This window comes from Arthrobacter sp. PGP41 (assembly GCF_002953935.1).
Classification (GTDB): Bacteria; Actinomycetota; Actinomycetes; order Actinomycetales; family Micrococcaceae; genus Arthrobacter.
In genome coordinates, this window is the sequence record NZ_CP026514.1 from 577,986 (window position 1) to 598,998 (window position 21,013).

The following is a 21,013-nucleotide window of genomic DNA, read 5'->3' on the forward strand; positions in this document are numbered from 1 at the left end:
GGACGGTCTTCCGAACCGTGGTAAGTCCGCCTCCCAGCAAAGGAGCCCTTTCCCTTGACTGCATGGAACGCCGACACCGAGGCCGCCGCATCCGAATCAGGTTCGGTGACGGTGCTGGAAGGATCCTCGTTCTGCATCTCTTCCGGCACTGGGGACATCAGTTCAGACACCGGCACGAACGGTGCTTTCTACCAGGACACGCGCATCATTTCCCACTGGATCCTCCGGGTTAACGGCTCCTTGCGCGAACCGTTGGCGGCGCAGCGGCCCAAGCCCTTCGAAGCCACCTTCGTTGGGAGGGCCCAGTGGCCGGACGGCCGGTTTGACAGCCCGCTGGTGGTCCGCCAAACCCGCCACATCGGCCCCGGCCTGCAGGACGACATCACGCTGGAGAACTACTCGGCGGAGGCTGTGGATTGCGACATCGAACTCCTTGTCGGTGCAGACCAGGACGATCTTTTCGACGTCAAGGTGGGCCGCACGTCCAAGCATGCTGAGGCCGCCCGCACGGTCCGCGACGGCCAGCTCGTAATCGAAAGCGCCCGGAACGGCCAACGGCGGGGAACGGCTGTCCGTGCCCGCGGCGCCGCGGTCAGCACAGACGGGCTCCGCTTCCGGGCCACCATTCCGCCGCGCGGCAAATGGGCCACCAGCATCATCGTGGTCCCCCTGATCAACGGGCAGGCCCCGGCGGACGCCTTCACCGAGAACGGGCTGCCGCACCACCGGGAAGGCGCCCGCCGGCACCGGCACTGGGAGCAGAACGTCCCGCTCATCACCGTTGCGGACGCCAACCTGCAGGCTCTGCTGAACCGCAGCCAAAGCGACTTGGGGTCCCTGCGGATCTTCGATCCGCACCACCCGGAACGGGTGGCCGTTGCCGCCGGTGCCCCCTGGTTCATGGCGCTGTTCGGCCGCGACTCCATCCTCTCCTCCTACATGAGCCTGATGGTGGACCCTAAGCTGGCGGCCGGGACGTTGCAGACCTTGGCTGGCCTCCAGGGGACGAAAGTGGACACGGACTCCGAGGAGGAACCGGGGCGCATCCCGCACGAAGTGAGGTTGGGCGTCACCGCGGGGCTGGCGCTGGGGGGCAGCGCCTATTACGGCACCGCTGACGCCACCCCGTTGTTTGCAGCCCTTGTTGGCGAGCTGAGCAGGTGGGGGCAGTCAAAGGACATTGTGCAGCCGTTGGTGCCCCACGTGGACAGGGCCTTGGAATGGATCGAGCGGTACGGGGACCGCGACGGCGACGGGTTTGTGGAGTACCTCCGGCCCAACGACCATGGACTCGTCAACCAGGGGTGGAAGGATTCCTGGGACGGCATCAACTTCGCGGACGGGACCATGGCCGAGGCGCCCATTGCCCTCTGTGAAGTCCAGGCCTATGTCTACTCCGCCTATGTGGGCCGGTCCCTGCTGGCCCGCTGGAGCGGCGACCGTGCGCTGGAACAGCACTGGGCTGAACGCGCCGCCGATTTGAAGACCGCGTTCAACGAGAAGTTCTGGCTGCCGGACAAGGGCTATTTCGCCGTGGCGCTGGATAAGGACAAGCGGCCGGTGGACGCGTGTACGTCAAACATGGGGCACTGCCTTTGGATGGGCATCGTGGACGAGGACAAGGCGGCCTCCGTGGTGGAGCACCTGATGTCCCCGCAGATGTTCACCGGCTGGGGGATCCGCACCCTCGGATCGGACATGGGTGCCTACAACCCGGTGAGCTACCACAATGGTTCTGTGTGGCCGCATGATTCGGCCCTGGTGGCCACCGGGCTGATGCGTTACGGGTTCGTGGAGGAAGCACGCAAGGTGGCCACCGGAATCTTCGACGCCGCTGAGCATTTTGACGGCAGGCTGCCCGAACTGTTCTGCGGTTTTGACCGGGGCGAGTTCTTCGGGCCGGTGGCGTACCCCACCGCCTGCTCGCCGCAGGCATGGGCGGCGGCGGCGCCGGTGCAACTGGTCCGGGCACTGCTCCGTTTCGACCCCGTTTTCACGCACGGGGTAGTGCACCTGGCGCCGATCCTGCCGGAGGAGGTGGGCGAGTTCCGGGCCGACAACGTGCTGCTGGACACCGCCCGGATCAACATCAGGGCGTCCGGGACCCACGGCACCGTGGAGGGGCTGCCGCCGGGCCTCAAGCTCCTGGCGGAACCGCGCCCGCCCCTGGCCTACCCGCCTGAGTACGCATAAGAAGGCGGTGGAGGCCGGTCACGGGAGGGCTCGCTCCAGCACGAAATCGTGCTCCACGATATGTCCCAGCCGGAACGACCTGGTTCCCACCTTGCGGAACCCTGACTTTTCGTAGAACCGGATGGCGCGGGCGTTCTGGCTGTTGACCCCGAGCCACACACCGGCTGCGCCTGATCCGGCCGCGGCCTGGAGGCTCGCGCGCATCAGCTCCGCAGCGGGGCCCAGGCCGTGGTGCCCGGGATGCACATAGCACTTGCTAAGCTCCACCGCCGGCGTCAGTGTCAGCACCGAGCACACCTCCGGGTCCTCCGCGGGGCGGGTCAGCAGGAGGCTGTACCCGCGGAGGGCACCCTCCACGTCGATCACCAGGACCGTGACGTCCGGGGCGCCGAGGTACGTCCGGAAGTGCCGTTCGCTGAGGGTGTTCGCCAAATGCGACGCAATGTCTTCAGGCGACGTCGACGGCGGGCACGCCAGCGGAAACGTGACGGCTGCCAGGGCTGCCAGCGCCTCGGCGTCGTCCGTTGTTGCAGGGCGGATGGTGTGGGCCATGCAGGGATTCTACGTGCGCGCCCCTGGGAGCTATTGCTTGAAGGCGGCGTCGAAGGAGGTGTTCGACGGCGGGAAGTCGAACTTTTTGAGGGCAGCCAGGGCTTCGGGGGCACCATGGAGGCGGTCCATGCCTGCGTCTTCCCACTCCACGGAGATGGGGCCGTCGTAGCCGATCGCGGACAGGGCGCGGAAGGACGCTTCCCAGGGGACATCGCCGCGTCCGGCGGAGACGAAGTCCCAGCCCCGGCGCGGATCGCCCCAGGGCAGGTGGGAACCCAGGACGGTGTTCCGGCCGGTCTGGCGGAGCTTGGTGTCCTTGCAGTCCACGTGGTAGATCCGGTCCTTGAAGTCCCAGATGAAGGAGACGGGGTCGATGCCCTGCCACATCATGTGGGACGGGTCCCAGTTCAGGCCGAATGCCTCGCGGTGGCCGATCGCTTCGAGGGTGCGGACGGTGGTCCAGTAGTCGTAGGCGATTTCGGAGGGGTGGACTTCGTGGGCGAAACGGACGCCGCATTCGTCGAAGACGTCCAGGATGGGGTTCCAGCGGTCGGCAAAGTCCTGGTAGCCGGCGTCGATGACTTTTTCCGGGACGGGCGGGAACATGGCCACGTACTGCCAGATGGAGGAGCCGGTGAAGCCGACGACGGTGTCCACGCCCAGTGCCTTGGCGAGCCTGGCGGTGTGCTTCATTTCCTCGGCGGCCCGCTGCCGGACGCCTTCGGGATCGCCGTCGCCCCAGACCTTCGCTCCGACGATGTCCTGGTGGCGGAAGTCGATGGGGTCATCGCACACGGCCTGGCCCTTGAGGTGGTTGGAAATGGCCCACACCTTGAGGTTGTACTTGTCCAGGATCTCGAGTTTGGACTCGACGTAGCCGGGTTCGTCCCAGCGCCAGGCGTCCAGGTGGTCGCCGGACACGGCAATTTCCAGGCCGTCATAGCCCCAGCCGGACGCCAGTTTGGCGACCTCTTCGAAGGGCAGGTCGGCCCACTGGCCGGTGAACAGGGTAAACGGGCGGGGCATGTCAGGCTCCTTCGGTGGTACCGGCTGTGCCGGCTGCCGGGGTTGCGGCGGGGGAGAGTTGGACCAGGGTGCTGTTGGAGGCGGCGGATTGCTCCACCGCGTCCAGGATGCGCTGGACTTCCAGTCCGTCGTCGAACGACGGCGATGGCGCGGTTCCGGAGCTGACGGCCAGCAGGAAGTCGCGGACCTCGTGCGTGAAGGTGTGCTCCCAGCCGATGATGTGGCCCTGCGGCCACCACGCATCCACGTAGGGGTGCTCCGGCTCGCTGACCAGGATCCTCCGGAAGCCCTGCTCCCGGGCGGGGGCGGTGGCGTCCAGGAACTGGAGTTCGTTGAGGTTTTCCAGGTCGAACCGGAGGGCTCCCTTGTCGCCGAAAACCTCGAGCTGCAGGGAGTTTTTCCGGCCGGTGGCCACCCGGGATGCCTCCACTGAGGCGACCGCTCCGGAGGCGAGGGACAGCGTAGCCCAGGCGGCGTCGTCGACTGTCACATCTTCAAGCCCGCTTGCAGGGCCTCGCGGGCTGGGGCGCCGGTTGACGAAGGTGTGCACACGGCCCGAGACTTCCGTGACCCGGTCATCGAGCAGGAACAGGACCTGGTCGATCGCGTGGGAGGCGATGTCGCCGAGCGCGCCGGAGCCCGCGGTTTCCTTCTTCAGCCGCCAGGACATGGGCGCCTGGTCATCCGCGAGCCAGTCCTGCAGGTAAGCGGCGCGGACGTGCCTGACTGTTCCGATCCTGCCCTCGGCGATGAGCTCCTTGGCCAGGGCGAGAGCCGGGACCCTGCGGTAGTTGAACCCGACCATCGACTGCACGCCCTTGGACCGGGCATGTGCTGCGGCAGCCGTCATTGCTTCAGCCTCGGCCATTGTGTTGGCCAGCGGCTTTTCCAGCAGGACGTGCTTGCCGGCATCCAGGGCGGCAATGGCGATTTCCGCGTGCATCCAGCCCGGGGCGCAGACGTCGATGATGTGGATGTCGTCCCGGTCCAGGACCGTGCGCCAGTCGGTGGCCGTTTCCGCCCATCCGTACTTGGCGGCAGCCTCCGAGACCGCGGCGGCGTCGCGGCCCACCAGGACCTTCTGCTCGAACGCGGGGACGTCGAAGTAGCTGGCGACGTTCCGCCACGCGTTGGAGTGCGCCTTGCCCATGAAGGCGTAGCCGATCATGGCCACGCCCAGCGGCGCGGTGGTGCCTGTGTCGGGGCTCATGCGGAGCCTCCGAGGGTCAGGGCTTCCGGCGCCCAGTCTTCGGGCAGGGGTGCCGACGCCGGCGCGGAGCTTGCCACGTCCACGAACGTTCCTGAATCCATGGACTCCGAGATGGAGACCATCGCATCCAGCACGTGGTACGCCAGGTCGCCGGTGGCCCGGTGCGGGACACCGGCGCGGAGCGAACGCGCCATGTCCAGGACGCCCATGCCGCGGCCGTTCGCAGGCCCCGTGGCCGGGATGGTGGTCCAGTCCTCGTCGCCCGCGCGCCAAAGCCTGACGTCGCCGTCGAAGTTGTTGGGGTCCGGCAGGGAAAGGGTGGCCTCCGTGCCGGTGATCTCCACGAAGCCCATCCGGGTACGCGGGGACTCGAAGGAGAAGACGCTGTGGGAGGACGCTCCGCTCTCGAACTGGGCCATCGCTGAGACGTGGGTGGGGACTTCCACCGTGAATTCCTCGCCGGCCTTGGGACCGGAGCCAATGACGCGGACGTCCTTGGCCATGGACCCGACGGCGGCCACCTTGCGGATGGAGCCGAACGCCTGGACCAGGGTGGTGAGGTAGTAGGGGCCCATGTCGAACAGGGGGCCGCCGCCGTACTGGAACAGGAAGGCGGGGTTGGGGTGCCAGGACTCCGGGCCGGGCGTCTGGAAGGTGGTCATGCCGGTCAGGGGCGTGCCGATGTCGCCGCGCTGGATCAGGCGCAGCGCAGTCTGGAGCCCGGCACCGAGGAACGTGTCCGGCGCGCAGCCTAGGCGGATTCCCGCGGAGTCGGCGGTTTTGAGGAGCCCCAAGCCTGATTCGCGGTCAAGGGAAAAGGGCTTCTCGGTCCAGACGTGCTTGCCGGCGTTGACGGCTGCTGTGGCCACTTCGACGTGGGCTGCGGGAATGGTCAGGTTGACGATGATCTCGACGCCGGGGTGCTGCAGTGCTTTTTCCACGCCGCCCCACTCGGGGATGCCGTATTCTTTGGCCCGGGCTTCGGCGGCTTCCTCGAAGAGGTCTGCGATGACGTGGACCTTGAGGTCGGGGAACGTGGTGAGGTTGTCCAGGTACTGCTTGCTGATGTTGCCCGCGCCGATGACACCGACGCCCACCGGGCCTTTGCTGCTGGAGGGGGTGCTCATGCGCTGGCTCCTGCGTTGTTGAGGAAAGCCAGGCTCTCGGCGATGCCCTGGAAAATGTCTCCGTCGTAGTCGTCGAATTCCACCACGCCTACCTCCAGGGCCTTTGCCGCGGCGATGACGTCCAGGACCGGCACCTTGCCCTTACCGGCCGGTTGCTGGGCCTTGGTATCCGCGGTCAGGGGGCCGTCCTTGATGTGGATCAGCTTTACCCGGTCCCCGAGCCTGGCGAGGATGTCCACCGGATCCTGCCCGCCCACGGCCACCCAGTAGGTGTCCACTTCCAGGACCAGTTCCGGATCAAGCAGGTCGGCGAAGTATTCCAGGGCGGTCCGGCCTTCGATGATTGACTCCAGCTCCCACTGGTGGTTGTGGTAGCCAACCCGGATGCCGTACTCCGCGCCTTTCTTGGCGGCTTCGTTCAGCTTCCCCGCCGTGTCCCGGATGTCCTCTGCGGACTGCCAGCGGTCCGCCGGAATATAGGGCTCGATGACGGTGGTGATGCCCAGGTCCCTGGCCGCTGTGAAGATTTCGTCCTGGTCCTGACTGAGCAGCGGGGCATGGCCGGACGGCGCCGTCAGTCCGTTCTCTTTCAGGGCAGTGCCCAGTTCCTTCGCGGTGGTCACGAAATTGTAGGGCTCCACCTGGGTGAAGCCGATGTCCGCGACCCTGCGGATGGTTCCGGGGAGGTCCTCTTCCAACGGCCGCCGAAGAGTGTAAAGCTGAAGCGAGTAGTCCATGGCCTGCCCATTCCTTGCTGCTCGTTGCTGCACGTGCCGCAGCACATGAGTTGGGTTTTTTACAAATTACGGCGACTTTTGGCGCAAGTCAATCAAAAGTCAAGGATTACTCGAACCAAAGTATTTCCGAATGTGCTATTCCTTAGGTATGGCGATCGTTCCGAGGCAACAACCGCGTCTACAGCAGGAGGCCGGGCTGCTTTCGCGCACCGGTGACCTGTTCCAGCTGCTCCGTGACGGCAAGCCCCGCACGCGGTCCGAACTGGCGGACCTGACCGGCCTTGCCCGGACCACTGTTGCCGCCCGGATCGATGCCCTCCTTGCCATGGGCTTGGTGGGTCCGGCCGGCGAAGCGGCCTCCTCCGGCGGGCGGCCGCCGTCGAAATTTGCGTTTAACGCGGGGGTCAGGCTGGTGCTCGCCGCCGACATAGGCGCAACCCACGCCTCGGTGGCGGTCACAGACCTGAATGCCACCATCCTTGCCAGGCACTCCGAAGCCATCGATATTGGGGAAGGGCCTGAGCCCGTCCTCAACCGCGTCATGGAAATAGGGCGCAAGCTGTTGGAAGACGTTGGGCGCCGCGTCGGCGATCTTGCCGGAGTGGGCATAGGACTCCCCGGTCCTGTGGAACACAGCACGGGGCGCCCGGTGAAACCTCCCATCATGCCGGGCTGGGACGGGTTCGATGTGGCCGGATTCGTTGGCCGGCAGCTGGGCACGGTGGTGCTGGTGGACAACGACGTGAACATTATGGCGATCGGTGAGCGGTACGCCCACTGGCAGGAATTCCAGAATGTGTTGCTGGTCAAAGTGGCCACGGGAATCGGCGCCGGCATCATCAGCAACGGCCAGATCCAGCGTGGCGCGGATGGTACTTCCGGCGACCTGGGGCATGTCCGGGTCCCCGACGGCGAGGACGTGCTGTGCCGCTGCGGCAACAGCGGGTGCCTCGAGGCTTTGGCATCCGGACCGGCCTTGGCCGGGAAGCTGCGTGCGGAAGGAATCGAGGCCACCACCAGTACAGACGTGGTGGAACTCGCGGCCAAGGGAAACGTCCAGGCCATCCATGCGCTGCGGCAGGCCGGACGGGATTTGGGGGAGGTCCTGGCATTTTGCGTGAACCTGCTCAACCCTTCCGTCATTGTGGTGGGCGGAAGCCTGGCCCGCGCCGGGGACCAGTTGCTGGCGGGGGTGCGCGAGGCTGTTTACCGCAGATCGCTGCCGCTGGCCACATCCCGGCTCCGCATTGAGCAGTCCAAAGCTCCGGCGGATGCCGCCATCCTTGGTGCCAGCCGGATGGTGATTGACCACGTCCTTTCGCCCGAGGCGGTGGAAACCGCAATCCGGACATCTGCCCCCGCCGAGTAGCCCCGCAATTCTGGGCCCGGCCGCGTGCACCCAAGCACGCAGGCCTCGTTCCGGCATGCCCTCGGGCGCCCGCAGGTACCCCGGGGGATCCAATCGGATACTCAAAAATCCCATCCGATTCTTGTTGACATGGATCACACTCCATGGAAATCTGCTTACAGCGGCTCGCTTGCATACTTTTGACCTATGACGGTTGAAAGTGGCGGCTGACCGCTTCATCGTCCCGCTGTCCGGAAACCTGCGGCCGTCCATTATGGCCGTGGCACGGGCGGACCAGGCCACCCCGAAAGGAAACTCGTGAAGGCATCCATGCCAGCAAGACGCCGTCGTCTCGCCCAGAGTGTTGCAGCAACCGTAGTTGCCGGTGTCATGCTCGCCGGCTGCGGAAACCAGCCGGCGTCGGAACCATCGAAGGCCCCGGCCGCGGCCGCTGCCGATCCCAAGAGCGCAGAAGGCGCCAAGGGAAACATCCATTTGTGCGGCGGCAAAGACGCCAGCGGCATCCACAAGAACACCACGGCTGCCTTCAACGCCGCCAACCCGGGCATGACGGCGAAGTACACGGAGATCGGTGCCACGACGGACGAATCCCGCACGCAGGCCGTCCAGCGCCTTGAAGGCAAGTCCACCGAGTGCGACATCTTCATGACGGACGTGATCTGGACGGCCGAGTTCGCCTCCCAGGGCTGGCTGCTTGACCAGACCGAACTGGTCGAAGGAATCAAGGACAACCTCATCACGTCCACGACGGAAACGGTGAAGTACGACGGCAAGTACTGGGCCGCACCCTTCTACACGAACGCCGGCCTGATCTACTACCAGAAGGACAAGGTGGCCAAGCCGGAAACCTGGCAGCAGCTCTACAAAGAGGCAGCCAAGGCCCCAGGCAACGGGCTGGTCTACCAAGGCAAGCAGTATGAGGGCCTGACGGTGAACTTCCTCGAACTCCTCTACAGCGCCGGCGGCGAGGTCCTGGATGCCAACGGCGAAGTGGCGGTGGACAACGACACCACCCGCAAGGTCCTGAACTTCATGGCCGACGGCATCAAGAACGGTTCCGCGGACCGTGCCGTGCTGACCTACAACGAAGATCCCGCACGCCTGGCCTACGAGTCCGGCAACTTCGGATACCAGCGCAACTGGCCCCACGTCTATCGCCTCCTGAACGCCACCAACCTGGCAGGCACCTTCGGCGTGGCACCGCTGCCCTCCTTTGACGGCTCCGCCAAGCCAAGCGGCGTCCTGGGCGGCTGGAACTTCGCCATCTCCGCCCACTCCACCAACCCGGGCGCAGCCGTGGCCTACATCAAGTTCGCCACCTCCCCGGAGTGGCAGAAGCACGTGGCCATGGACAACTCCCAGGCGCCGGTGAACGAGGCCGCCTACTCCGCCCCCGAAGTCCTGGCCAAGATGCCGTTCGCGAAGGAACTGCTCGACTCGGTCAAGGGTGCCAAGCCCAGGCCGGTCTCCCCGGTGTACCCGCAGATTTCCCAGGCCATCAACAAGAACGTCTACGCGGTCCTGTCCGGCACAGCCACAGCGGATGACGCAACGAAGCAGATGGCTGAAGAGATCAAGACCGCCAAGGCGACCTTCTGACCATGGCACCCCCTGTCCTGACTTCCGGTCGTGGCCGCGTGAGCGGCCACGACCGGGCAGAACGCCGCCTGGCCGTCAGGATGACGGCACCGTCCCTCATCCTGATGGCCCTGGTGGCCGCCGTGCCCATCGGCTACGCCCTGTGGCTCTCGCTGAACCAGTACAGCGTCCGCCAGGCCGGCCTGTCCCGCTTCGTCGGCCTCGATAACTACATCGCGGCATTGGCGAGCAAGGAATGGTGGGCGGCCTTCGGCCAGACCTTCCTCTTTGCCGGGCTCTCGGTGTCGCTGGAACTGGTGCTGGGAACGGCCATGGCCCTGCTGCTGAACCTTGCCTTCCGGGGCCGTGCGCTGCTCCGCACCATCGTGCTGCTGCCGTACGCGATCGTCACAGTGGTCAGCGCCATCACCTGGGAGACCATGTTCGAACCAAACCTGGGGCTGGTGACCACGGTCCTTTCCGCCCTGGGCCTGCCCGCCGGCGACATTGTCTGGCTGGGTGAACCTGGCTACGCCATGGCCGTGGTTGTCCTGGCTGACGTCTGGAAGACCACTCCCTTCGCGGCGCTCATCATCCTGGCCGGCCTGCAGGTCATTCCGGATGAGACCTACGAGGCGGCTGAACTGGACGGCGCCAGCAAATGGCAGACCTTCCGGGATGTCACCCTGCCCCTGCTGAAGCCCGCGATTGTCCTGGCGGCGATCTTCCGCACTATGGATTCCCTGCGCGTCTTCGACCTGCCGTTCGTCCTGACCCGCGGCGCCAACGGCACCGAATCAATGTCGATGCTTGCCTACAAGGAGCTGCGGGAAAACCGACTGGTGGGTGAGGGCTCAGCGCTGTCCATTCTGACGTTCCTGACGGTCATGATGGTCTCCATGGTCTATATCCGCTTCGCAGGCAGCAACATCCGCGCCGTCGCCAAGGAGAACTGATGGGTACGCTGCTTGCCGACCGTCCCGCCGATACACCGGCCCGGTCCAAGGCACCTCGCCAACGTTTGCGGGGGGAAGCCAAACTTCACCCGCTAACGTGGCTCTTCGTCCTGGCCGTCATGGCCTTCTCGCTGGTCCCGTTCTACTGGCTGGTCAACACTTCCCTCAAGAAAGGCGCCAGCCTGGGCAAGGGGGAACTGTTCCCCGCCGAACCCTCGCTGGATAACTACCTGACTGTCCTCCAGAACGCCGAATTCCTGCTGGCGCTACGGAACTCGGTGATTATCGCCGTCGTCACCACCACGCTGGCGCTGGTGTTCGCATCCTTTGCCGCTTACGCCCTGGCCCGGCTCAAGATGCGCCGGAAGGCGCTGATCCTGACGCTGATCCTGTCCGTGACCACATTTCCGGCGATCGCCATCGCGGCACCCATGTTCGCGATCTGGCGGGAAATCGGGCTGTACGACACCCTCCTGGGCCTCATTATCCCCAAGATGACCTTCGCTCTGCCGCTGGCCATTTACACCCTGACGTCCTTCTTCCGGGAGATCCCGCGGGAGCTGGAGGAATCCGCGTACATGGACGGCGCTTCCCCGTTCCAGGCTTTCCGAAAGGTGATCCTGCCGCTTGCGGTGCCGGGCCTGGCCACCACGGCCATCCTGGTGTTCATCTCCGTCTGGAACGAGTTCCTCCTGGCCGTCACGCTGACGACGTCGCCGGACGCGCGCCCGGTCCCGGTGGCCATTGCCTTCTTCAACGGCGCCAGCGAGTTCGACCAGCCCATGGGCACCATCAGCGCCGCGTCCGTCCTGATCACACTGCCCCTTGTCATCCTGGTCCTGGTCTGCCAAAAGAGGATTGTCTCGGGCATGACCGCCGGGGCCGTCAAGGGCTGACTTCCCAACCCCATTTCCATCGCACGAAAAAAGAGAAGGATCTACCTGTGAGCAATCAGCAGCCGGAAACCCTGAAGGTGGGGGTGGTTGGCATCGGTTGGGCCGGCCAGCAGCACATCAAGGCCTACAAGGGCATTGAGGGTGTGGAACTCGTGGCGGTCGCCGCCATGGAGGCCGACCTCCTGGCCAGCCTGAAGGACGAGTATGCCATCCCGCACACGTTCGCCCGCTGGGAGGACCTGATCGAGTTGGAGGGGCTGGACGCCGTCAGCGTGGCCGTGCCCACCTTCCTGCACGCACCCATCGCCATCGCAGCCATGGAAACGGGGCTGCATGTCCTGAGCGAAAAGCCGCTGGCGCGCAACGGCGTCGAGGGCCAGGCCATGGTGGACGCGGCACGCAAGGCCGGCCGGGTGCTGGATGTTGCCTTCAACCACCGCCGTCGGGGCGACATCCAGAAGTTGAAGGGCATCATGGACGCCGGTGAGCTGGGCCGCCCGTACTACGCCAAGGCTTCCTGGCTTCGACGCTCCGGCATCCCCATGCTGGGCAGCTGGTTCACCAACCCGGAACTGGCCGGCGGCGGTCCGCTGGCCGATATCGGCGTCCATGTACTGGACTACTCGCTGCACCTGCTGGGCGAACCCAAGGTCCTGTCCGTTTCCGCCGCCACCCACTCCGAGCTGGGCCCGCGTGGTTTGGGCGGGAACGCCCGCTACTCTGCGATGAAGTCCAGCCACAAGTTCGAGGTGGAGGATTTCGCCACCGCGTTCCTCCGGCTCGAAGGAGGCGGTACGCTGATCCTCGAGGCGGGATGGGCGGCTTACCGGGAAGAGACGGATCTCCTGGACTTCACCGTGTACGGGACGGACGGAGGCGCCGAACTGCGCGCTGTAGGGGCTTCCATGGCACCGGTTGCGGACCTGAGGATCTTCAAGGAGAAGGACGGCGAAAACGCCGACTACGAGGTGGTGGCTGAGCCCGGCCGCGCCCACGACGCCGTCGTCGAGGACTTCGTCAACGCCGTCCGCGGCGGCCCGCAGGAGTGGGGCGCGCATGACGGCTCGGTGGCCCTCAGCCGGGCCCTGGTCCTGGACGCCTGCTACCGGTCCGCACTCGAACACCGGGAAGTTGCGCTCTGACATGACGGACAAACTCAACATCCTGGTCTGGAACGAGGGCGTCCACGAGGCGCAGAATACGCCGGCCACCATGGCCGAAATGTATCCCGAAGGGATTCACGGTGCTATTGCCGGCGGCCTGCGCGGGCATCTGACGGACTCCGTCATCCGCACGGCTACACTCGCCGATCCTGAGCACGGACTCAGCGAGGAAGAGCTGGCCTCCACGGACGTCCTGCTGTGGTGGGGACACAAAGCCCACGCCGAGGTCAGCGACGAGGTCGTGGATCGGGTGCAGCGCCACGTCCTGGGCGGAATGGGCCTGCTGGTCCTCCACTCCGGCCACTTCGCCAAGATCTTCACCCGCCTCCTGGGCACCACGTGCTCGCTCAAGTGGCGCAACGACGGTGAACGCGAGACTGTGTGGACGGTCAAACCGTCCCACCCCATCGCGCAGGGCGTTCCAAACCCGCTGATCATCCCCAAGCAGGAGATGTACGGCGAACTCTTTGACATCCCCGACCCGGATGACCTCATCTTCATCAGCTCCTTTGAAGGGGGTGAGGTGTTCCGCTCCGGCGTGACATTCACCCGCGGCAAGGGCCGGATCTTCTATTTCAGCCCCGGTGACCAGGACTACCCGGTTTACCACCAGGCTGAGATCCAACAGGTGCTGGCCAACGGCGTCCGCTGGGCCGCCCAGCCGGATGTCTTCCGCGAGCAGCCCGGGGTGGCCAACGCCCGGCGCGGCTGGTACCTCGGGGACGCCTGAACCGGCGGCGGAAGTCCCCACGGCTACCAAGGAAGTCCGACGGCGGGCGGGTCACCGCAGGGATGCGCGACGCGCCGTCGTCCGTCCTCCCGGTAGTTCAACCTGGCAATGGTTCCGCTGGGTGGGCAGCAGGGTCACGGCGTGATGGTCCGGACGGGCGAGCCCGCCAGCCAGGCCGTGACGTCCTCGAAAGCCCCGCCGTAGAACTGCCGGTAGCTTTCCCGCGTGACGTAGCCGAGATGCGGCGACAGCACGGTGTTGGGCGCCGCGAGGAGCGGGTGCCCGGCCTGCAGCGGTTCCTGGTCGAACACATCCAGCGCCGCCCCGCGGATCCAGCCTTCGGCGAGGGCCTTCAGCAGGGCGTCCTGGTTGACCAGGGGCCCCCGGGCGGTGTTCACCAGGACACCCTCGGGTCCCAGCAGCCGGAGTTCCGGCTCGCCCACGATGTTTTCCGAGCGTTCGGAGAGCCGCAGGTGAAGCGTGGCAACGTCCGCCAGGCGGAAGAGTTCCTGCTTGGACACCAAACGGGCACCGGCCTCCTCCGCTGCCGCCGCCGTCAGGTTCTGGCTCCAGGCCAGGACCTCCATCCCAAAGGCCTGCCCGTACGCCGCAATCCGTCGGCCAATCTTGCCAAGGCCCACGACGCCCAGGGTCTTGCCGGCCAGTTCGAAGCCGACCGTGGTCTGCCAGGAGCCTGCCCGCACGGAGTTCTCTTCGGCCGGCAGGTTCCTGGCGAGGGCCAGCAGCAGGGCCCACGTCAGTTCGGGGGCCGCGGCGGGCGAGCCCGGGGTGCCGCAAACGGTGATGCCCTGCTCGGCGGCGGCGGCCACATCAATGGAGGCATTCGCCATCCCGGTGGTCACCAGGAGCTGGAGGTTTGGAAGTTTTTCAAGCACCTCCCGCGGAAAGGCGGTGCGCTCGCGCATGGCCACCACCATGGTCACATCCGCGAGCGCGGACACCAGGGCCTCCGGGGAGGCGAAGGGTTCACGGAAGGTCATGGTGGCAACGTCCTCGGCTTCCAGGGCAGCCCAGTCGGCGAAACCGTGGGCCACGCCCTGGTAGTCGTCGAGGATGGCGAGGCGGTGCTTCATGGCATTGTCCTTCGTCCCGGGTAACCTTGGCGTGATGTTCATCGTAAGGCAGCGGGTCCTGGCCTTTCCTCAAACCCCTGCCACGTACGGCGTGATAGCAATGGGAGTGATGAAACCACCCCCAAACCGGTTCCTGGCCCCGTGAACGGCCGGATCCTCGCCCGAATTCCCAACAGCTGGATCCTGCTGGCCTGCATTGGCCTGCTGGCCCTGAACCTGCGGGGCCCTTTTGTGGCAGTTGCCCCGGTAGTGGACCTGATGCAGGCAGAGCTCAACTTCTCGCCGGTCCTGTTGGGGCTCCTGACCAGCATCCCGGTGCTGTGCTTCTCCCTTGCCGCTCCGCTGGCCTCCCTGGCCGCGAGGAAATTCGGTGCCGAGTTCGCGGTGACGCTGACCATCCTCGGCGTACTTGCCGGGGTCCTGGTGCGTTCGGCGGGAGGCCCCATCCTGGTGGTGGCCGGGACGGTGCTGATTGGCCTGGCCATCACGGTGGGCAACATCGCGGTGCCGCTGATCATCCGCCGCGATTTCGGGCAGGCCCGGCAGGGGACCGCGATGGGCATCTACACCGCGGCGTTGAACATCGGCTCGTTCCTGACCTCGGTGGCCACAGCGCCGCTCGCCGGCCTGGCCGGGTGGCGGTTCGCGCTGGGATCCGTGGCCGTGCTGGCGGTGGTGGCAGTAGTTTTTTGGACCCTGGCCGTGGGGGCCCGCCGGGCTTTCTTCATTGCCCCCGACGACGGCGGAGGCATCCGGTTGCCTCCGGTTGACGGTGCGCGGTGGACCACGGCCGGCCTGACGGCAGGCTTCGCGGGACAGGCCTTCTCCTATTACGGGGTAACCGCCTGGCTGCCGAAGATCCTGGCCGACGAGCTGGGAATGGCCCCTGCCGCGGCCGGTGCCGGATCCTCGCTGTTCCAGATCCTGGCGATCGCCGGCGGCCTGGGCGTTCCCTTGGCGGCGCGGTTTGCCAGTACGACCACCGTGGCCGTGGCCCTTGGCCTGATGTGGCTGACAGTCCCCCTGGGCCTGCTGCTGGCCCCGGATTGGTGGTGGCTGTGGTGCTCCCTGGGCGGCGTAGCCCAAGGTGGCGGCATCACGTTGATCTTCACCGCCATCATCAAGATCGCCCGGGACCAGGCGTCGGCAGGGAAGATGTCCGCCGTCGTCCAAGGCGCCGGATATGCAATCGGGGCGGCCGCTCCTCCGCTGCTGGGGTACCTTCAGGGGCTGACCGGTTCCTGGGACGTGCCCATGCTGTTGATTCTGGCGTCGGTGCTGACGTTCTTCCTCACCACCACCCTTTCCGTGCGGAAGGTGCCGAAAAACCGCTGAGGCGAACAGCGCCGTCGTCGTACGCCCTCCGCCCCTTCCGACGCTCTCTCACTTGATGCGGGAAATAGTTGATCGCTCTCTCACTTTTCTAAGGAAAGTGAGAGAGCGATCGTGATTTCCAGCATCGAATGAGAGAGCGATCAGGGAGTGCATTGGTGCGTTGGAGGTGCTCCGTCGCCGGGCCGGCCCTCCGGATTTCGGAGGTGCCTGTTGCGGAGGGCGTGCCGGCCCGGCGGACGGAAGTCTTGTTGGAACCTACGCCGCCGCGAGCTCCTCGACAGTGGCCTTCTCACGGGCCTCCGTCAGGTACCGTGCGTAGGCGGGGAGGGTGAGGAAGGACGGGAAGTCCTGGCCGAGGGTGACTTCCTCGAAGATGTCCCGGGCGTCCTCGAACCGGTCGCCGTCGAAGCGTTCCAACCGTGCGAATTCCTCGTCCAGGAGCTCCTCCACCCAGTGGTGGGTGATGATTTCCCCGTGGTCGGTGATGGCCCGGGCGTAGATCCACTGCCAGAGCTGCGAGCGGGAGATTTCCGCGGTGGCGGCGTCTTCCATGAGGTTGTGGATGGCCACTGCGCCGTTGCCCCGGAGCCAGGACTCGATGTAGCGGATGCCCACTTCGATGTTGTTCCGGATGCCCTGTTCGGTGATGGTCCCCTCGGTAGCGGCGACGTTGATCAGGGCGCGGTCATCCGGGGTGACGTCCTCGCGGAGCCGGTCCAGCTGGTTGGTGCGGGTGCCCAGGATGCTGTCGAACACCTCGCGGCAGACGGGCACCAGGTCGGGGTGGGCCACCCAGGAGCCGTCGAAGCCGTCGTTGGCTTCGCGGGTTTTGTCGGCGCGGACTTTTTCGAGGGCGTTGGTGTTCGCTTCTGGGTCTTTGCGGTTGGGGACGGCTGCGGCCATTCCGCCGATGGCCATGGCCCCGCGTTTGTGGCAGGCGCGGACCAGCTGTTCGGTGTAGGCGCGCATGAAGGGCTGGGTCATGGTCACCTGGCCGCGGTCCGGGAGGACGAAGCGGGGGCCGCGGGTGCGGAAGTTCTTGATCAGGGAGAAGATGTAGTCCCACCGGCCGGCGTTCAGGCCCGCGGCGTGGTCGCGCAGTTCGTAGAGGATTTCCTCCATTTCGAAGGCCGCGGTGATGGTCTCGATCAGCACGGTGGCGCGGATAGTGCCCTGCGGGATGCCGAGCAGGTCCTGGGCGAGGATGAAGATGTCGTTCCAGAGCCGGGCTTCGAGGTGGTTTTCGATCTTGGGCAGGTAGAAGTACGGTCCCTTGCCCTGGGCGAGCAGGCGCCGGGTGTTGTGGAAGAAGAACAGGCCGAAGTCCACGATGCCGCCCGCGACCGGTTCGCCGTCGATCAGCATGTGCTTCTCCGGCAGGTGCCAGCCGCGGGGGCGGACCACAATGGTGGGCAGGTCGCCGGCGGGGCGGAGCTTGTATTCCTTGCCTTCGGGGGTGGTGAAGTCGATGCGGCGTTCCAGGGCGTCGGTGAGGTTCAGCTGGCCCTTGATGACGTTGCGCCAGGTGGGGGTGGAGGAGTCCTCCATGTCCGCCAGCCAGACCTTGGCGCCGGAGTTCAGGGCGTTGATGGTCATCTTCTGGTCTACCGGGCCGGTGATTTCCACGCGGCGGTCCTCCAGGCCGGGTGCCGGCGGAGCGACGCGCCAGGAGGGGTCGTTGCGGATGTGCTCGGTCTCGCGGAGGAACCGCGGGTCCTGCCCGGAGGCGATGGCACCCCGCCGGCTGCGCCGGGCCTGCAGCAGCTCCTGCCGCCGTGCCGCCGTCGCCCGGTGCAGCTTGGCGATGAACGCCAGGGCATCCGGAGTCAGCACCTCTTGCTGCCGGCACACAGGCTGCGCGGTCAAGGTAATGCCATTGATGGTGAAGGTGTCGGTGAAGCTGTTCATGTCATGTGCTCCTGATGCAGGCCCAACTGGGTAGCAGTAAGTGTCGTTTTGAGCCTCCAAAACGACACTTAGTGCTACTTACTTGGGAAAGTTTTAGTGGAATTGGCCCTCTTCGGTCGATCCGACCAAGGCGAGGGTGGATGCGTTCGGGTTGAGCGCAGTGGCGATGTCGTCGAAGTAGCCGGTGCCGACTTCGCGCTGGTGCTTGGTTGCGGTGTAGCCGCGGGATTCGGAGGCGAATTCCTTTTCCTGGAGCTCGACGTAGGCGCTCATGCCTTCCCGGGCGTAGCCGTGGGCGAGGTCGAACATCGAGTAGTTCAGGGCGTGGAAGCCGGCCAGGGTGATGAACTGGAACGTGAAGCCCATGGCGCCCAGTTCACGCTGGAACTTCGCGATGGTGGCGTCGTCCAGGTGCTTGCGCCAGTTGAACGACGGCGAGCAGTTGTAGGAGAGCATCTGATCCGGGAACTCGGCCTTGACTGCTTCGGCGAACGTGCGGGCGAGCTCGAGGTCCGGGGTGCCGGTTTCCATCCAGATCAGGTCGGAGTAGGGGGCGTAGGCCTTGGCGCGGGCGATGCAGGGTTCGATGCCGTTGCGGACCTTGTAGAAGCCCTCCGGGGTGCGGACCGGCTGTCCTCCTTCGCGGAGGATGAATTCCTGGTCGCGTTCGTCGACGTCGGAGGTGATCAGGGTCGCTGCCTCCGCGTCGGTGCGGGCAATGACCACCGACGGGGTGCCGGCGACGTCCGCGGCGAGACGGGCAGCGTTGAGGGTCCGGACGTGCTGCTGGGTGGGGATGAGGACCTTGCCGCCGAGGTGGCCGCACTTCTTTTCCGACGCGAGCTGGTCCTCCCAGTGCACACCAGCGGCGCCGGCCTGGATCATGGATTTCATGAGCTCGTAGGCGTTCAGCGGGCCGCCGAAACCGGCTTCAGCATCGGCAACGATCGGGACCAGCCAGTCCTCGACGGTCCGGATGCCCTCGGAGAACTCGATCTGGTCGGCCCGGAGCAGGGCGTTGTTGATCCGGCGGACCACCGTCGGGACCGAGTTGGCCGGGTAGAGCGACTGGTCCGGGTAGGTGTGGCCGGAGTTGTTCGCGTCGGCTGCGACCTGCCAGCCGGAAAGGTAGATGGCCCGCAACCCGGCCTTGACCTGCTGCACGGCCTGGTTGCCGGTCAACGCGCCGAGCGCGTTGGTGTAGCCGCCGGTCTTGTGCTCCTCGGTGAGCTGCTTCCACAGCTTCTCCGAGCCGCGGCGGGCCAGGGTGTGCTCTTCGGAGACGCGGCCGCGGAGACGGACGACGTCGGAGGCTGAGTAGTCCCGGGTCACACCTTCCCAACGGGGGTTGGCGGCCCACTCGAGCTCCAGGGCGGCGGCCTGCGATTCTGCGTCCTGGCCGGGCGTCTGCTGGGTGGGCTCAAATGCTGCAGTCATCGTTGATCTCCTTGATTGAGCTCCGGGATCGGATAGGTGGGAACCGCGTCATTGAGGTTCCCACCGGCCTTCCGGTGCGGTGTTTCTTTCCGTGACACTTACTTTTCCGCACTTCCAAGAGGCTTTCTAGAGAGAAATGCTGGAAAGAAATGCGTTTCTTCACGTATTCTTTAGAAATGTCCCCTGGAAGCTGGAACCGCGAAGCCGCGCCGCCAACACCGTCCGCCGCGTCTGCTGAACTGGACGTCATCAGCCTGGGCCGCCGCGTGCGCCATCTGCGCAAGCAAGCCGGACTGACCCTGGATAACCTCAGCGCCGCCGTCGGTACCGCACCCAGCCAGTTGAGCCTGATCGAGAACGGCAAGCGGGAACCGAAGCTGGGGCTCCTGCAGCACCTGGCGTCCGCCCTCAATGTCAGCATCGACCAACTTCTCGGCGCGGAACCTCCCAGCCGCCGGGCCGCCCTGGAGATCGAGCTCGAACGCTACCAGCGCAGCCCGCTCTACGAGACGCTGAACCTGCCCAAAATCCGCATCAGCTCGCGGCTTCCGGTGGACGTGCTGGAGGCCCAGGTGGGGCTGCTGCATGAGCTGGAGCGCAAGATGAACGAGCAGGTGGCCACCCCGGAGGAAGCGCGCCGGGCGAACGGTGAACTGCGGGCAATGATGCGCGAGCGCGGCAACTATTTTCCGGAGTACGAGGCCGAGGCGCAGAAGGTGCTCAAGGGGGTTGGTTACACTACCGGCCCGCTTAGCCAGCACGTCATCGCGGACATCGCCGAGAACCTCGGATTCACCCTGCACCATGTGGGTGACCTGCCGCATTCCACCCGTTCCGTGACCGATTTGAAGAACCGCAGAATTTACCTGACCCAGAACCAGCGGCAGGACCACGACCCCCGGTCGGTGCTGCTGCAGGCCCTGGGTCACTACGTGCTGGGGCACGAAACCCCGAAGAACTACGGCGACTTCCTGGCCCAGCGCGTGGCAACGAACTATTTTGCTGCAGCGCTCCTGCTGCCGGAAAAGGCAACCCTGGAATTTTTGCAGAAGGCGAAGGCCGCCAAGGAAATCGCCGTGGAGGACATCAGGGACGCTTTTGCCGTGTCCTATGAAACGGCAGCCCACCGGTTTACGAACCTTGCCACGCAGCACTTGGGCATCACCACCCATTTCCAGAAGACGCACCAGAGCGGAATCATCTACAAGGCATACGAGAACGACGGCGTGGCGTTCCCGCAGGACCACACCGGCGCCATCGAGGGCCAGCCGTCGTGCAAGGCCTGGACTTCCCGCGCAGTGTTCGACGTTCCGGACAAGTTCAGCGCCTACAGCCAGTACACCGACACGCCCTCCGGGACGTACTGGTGCACCGCCCGCACCGAACGTTCAGCCAGCGGCGAGTTTTCGCTCAGCATCGGCGTGCCGTACCAGCACGTCAAATGGTTCCGCGGACGGGAAACCACCGCGCGGGCCAAGTCCACCTGCCCCGATCCGAACTGCTGCAAACGGCCGCCGACCGAGCTCGCCTCGCAGTGGGCCGGCAACGCATGGCCCTCCGCCCGGGCCCATTCGCACCTGCTGGCGGCCATGCCGCCCGGCGCCTTCCCCGGCGTCGACGAAACCGAGGTGTACAGCTTCCTTCAGGCGCACTCGGGAACGTGACCCGGACGCTCTCTCACTTAATGCGCGTTTTCCCGGGA

The 21,013-nt window shown here is 65.8% G+C and carries 17 protein-coding genes; 9 read left to right on the top strand and 8 right to left on the bottom strand.

The window, feature by feature from the left end; genetic code table 11:
* The first annotated feature begins 54 nt into the window (after positions 1-54).
* A complete protein-coding gene (locus C3B78_RS02795; RefSeq protein WP_104996719.1) occupies positions 55-2,193 on the top strand; it encodes an amylo-alpha-1,6-glucosidase in 2,139 nt (712 codons plus the stop codon).
* 18 nt (positions 2,194-2,211) lie between these two features.
* Here the strand turns inward: C3B78_RS02795 and C3B78_RS02800 are convergent, their stop codons facing one another.
* The 5 genes from C3B78_RS02800 to C3B78_RS02820 are packed head-to-tail and all read right to left on the bottom strand — an operon-like array spanning position 2,212 to position 6,845.
* On the bottom strand, positions 2,212-2,745 hold the full coding sequence (locus tag C3B78_RS02800; protein ID WP_104996720.1) for a GNAT family N-acetyltransferase: 534 nt from the start codon (positions 2,743-2,745) through the stop codon (positions 2,212-2,214).
* 30 nt (positions 2,746-2,775) lie between these two features.
* Positions 2,776-3,771: a sugar phosphate isomerase/epimerase family protein gene (locus C3B78_RS02805; protein WP_104996721.1), complete on the bottom strand. Its 996-nt coding sequence runs from the start codon at positions 3,769-3,771 to the stop codon at positions 2,776-2,778.
* A gap of 1 nt (position 3,772) precedes the next feature.
* Positions 3,773-4,981 carry a Gfo/Idh/MocA family protein gene (locus tag C3B78_RS02810; RefSeq protein ID WP_104996722.1) on the bottom strand — a complete coding sequence of 403 codons (1,209 nt, stop codon included), beginning with the start codon at positions 4,979-4,981 and terminating at the stop codon, positions 3,773-3,775.
* Entirely contained in the window at positions 4,978-6,108 is a 1,131-nt protein-coding gene (locus C3B78_RS02815) for a Gfo/Idh/MocA family protein (protein WP_104996723.1), read from the bottom strand. Before C3B78_RS02815 ends, C3B78_RS02810 begins: the two co-directional genes overlap by 4 nt.
* Positions 6,105-6,845, bottom strand: a complete 741-nt coding sequence (locus tag C3B78_RS02820) for a sugar phosphate isomerase/epimerase family protein (protein WP_104996724.1) — start codon at positions 6,843-6,845, stop codon at positions 6,105-6,107. Before C3B78_RS02820 ends, C3B78_RS02815 begins: the two co-directional genes overlap by 4 nt.
* A gap of 148 nt (positions 6,846-6,993) precedes the next feature.
* On the opposite strand from C3B78_RS02820, the gene C3B78_RS02825 reads away from it, so the two are divergent.
* The 6 genes from C3B78_RS02825 to C3B78_RS02850 all read left to right on the top strand — a co-directional run bounded on the left by C3B78_RS02825 (position 6,994) and on the right by C3B78_RS02850 (position 13,537).
* Positions 6,994-8,214: an ROK family transcriptional regulator gene (locus C3B78_RS02825; protein ID WP_104996725.1), complete on the top strand. Its 1,221-nt coding sequence runs from the start codon at positions 6,994-6,996 to the stop codon at positions 8,212-8,214.
* 309 nt (positions 8,215-8,523) lie between these two features.
* Positions 8,524-9,813 (top strand): ABC transporter substrate-binding protein, encoded by a 1,290-nt coding sequence (locus tag C3B78_RS02830; RefSeq protein WP_104999598.1) that lies wholly within the window; start codon positions 8,524-8,526, stop codon positions 9,811-9,813.
* A 2-nt stretch (positions 9,814-9,815) separates the two neighbouring features.
* On the top strand, positions 9,816-10,748 hold the full coding sequence (locus tag C3B78_RS02835; protein WP_104996726.1) for a carbohydrate ABC transporter permease: 933 nt from the start codon (positions 9,816-9,818) through the stop codon (positions 10,746-10,748).
* Complete coding sequence (locus tag C3B78_RS02840) at positions 10,748-11,644, top strand: carbohydrate ABC transporter permease (RefSeq protein WP_104996727.1); 897 nt, start codon at positions 10,748-10,750, stop codon at positions 11,642-11,644. Before C3B78_RS02835 ends, C3B78_RS02840 begins: the two co-directional genes overlap by 1 nt.
* A gap of 47 nt (positions 11,645-11,691) precedes the next feature.
* A complete protein-coding gene (locus C3B78_RS02845; RefSeq protein ID WP_104996728.1) occupies positions 11,692-12,786 on the top strand; it encodes a Gfo/Idh/MocA family protein in 1,095 nt (364 codons plus the stop codon).
* Position 12,787: 1 nt separating this feature from the next.
* Complete coding sequence (locus C3B78_RS02850; protein WP_104996729.1) at positions 12,788-13,537, top strand: ThuA domain-containing protein; 750 nt, start codon at positions 12,788-12,790, stop codon at positions 13,535-13,537.
* Positions 13,538-13,671: 134 nt separating this feature from the next.
* Here C3B78_RS02850 and C3B78_RS02855 read toward each other — a convergent pair whose 3' ends face one another.
* Positions 13,672-14,631, bottom strand: coding sequence for a D-2-hydroxyacid dehydrogenase family protein (locus tag C3B78_RS02855; protein WP_104996730.1), 960 nt, complete (start codon positions 14,629-14,631; stop codon positions 13,672-13,674).
* 141 nt (positions 14,632-14,772) lie between these two features.
* Here C3B78_RS02855 and C3B78_RS02860 point away from each other — a divergent pair, with 141 nt between their 5' ends.
* Positions 14,773-15,966 (top strand): MFS transporter, encoded by a 1,194-nt coding sequence (locus C3B78_RS02860; RefSeq protein WP_104996731.1) that lies wholly within the window; start codon positions 14,773-14,775, stop codon positions 15,964-15,966.
* Between the two features lie 255 nt (positions 15,967-16,221).
* On the opposite strand, the gene aceB is transcribed toward C3B78_RS02860, so the two are convergent.
* Both aceB and aceA read right to left on the bottom strand, forming a co-directional pair.
* Positions 16,222-17,874, bottom strand: a complete 1,653-nt coding sequence (aceB, locus tag C3B78_RS02865; protein ID WP_104996732.1) for a malate synthase A — start codon at positions 17,872-17,874, stop codon at positions 16,222-16,224.
* A gap of 93 nt (positions 17,875-17,967) precedes the next feature.
* A complete protein-coding gene (aceA, locus tag C3B78_RS02870) occupies positions 17,968-19,311 on the bottom strand; it encodes an isocitrate lyase (protein WP_104996733.1) in 1,344 nt (447 codons plus the stop codon).
* 149 nt (positions 19,312-19,460) lie between these two features.
* Between aceA and C3B78_RS02875 the strand changes: the two genes are divergently transcribed.
* Positions 19,461-20,975, top strand: a complete 1,515-nt coding sequence (locus C3B78_RS02875; protein ID WP_104996734.1) for an XRE family transcriptional regulator — start codon at positions 19,461-19,463, stop codon at positions 20,973-20,975.
* Positions 20,976-21,013: the final 38 nt, after the last annotated feature.